Here is a 252-nt window from a genome sequence, read left to right as displayed (position 1 = left end):
CAGCGCCTGGGCCAGTACCGGGGCTTCGCCGCACCACCAGGGGGCGATGGACGGCAGGATCAGTTCTTCGCCGAACAGGAATTGATTGATCCTGGGCAAGAAGCCCAGCAACCCCGGCGACTCCAGTACGCCGCTGCCCAAGGCATTGGCGACCAGCACCGGGCCCTGGCGCACGGCTTCCAGCAACCCCGGCACACCGAGGGCCGGGTCGGTGCGCAGTTCCAGCGGATCGCAGAAATCATCATCGAGGCG

Annotated in this window: 1 protein-coding gene; it reads right to left on the bottom strand. The window is 67.1% G+C overall.

Annotated features, from left to right (window positions below):
• Window positions 1-252: circularly permuted type 2 ATP-grasp protein (locus tag BK665_RS33370; RefSeq protein WP_148053284.1), on the bottom strand; the 252-nt coding region annotated here is incomplete at both ends.

Source organism: Pseudomonas frederiksbergensis (assembly GCF_003732665.1).
GTDB lineage: Bacteria > Pseudomonadota > Gammaproteobacteria > Pseudomonadales > Pseudomonadaceae > Aquipseudomonas > Aquipseudomonas frederiksbergensis_G.
Note: the sequence above shows the minus strand (reverse complement) of the source record. Positions and strands in the feature narration are given on the sequence as shown.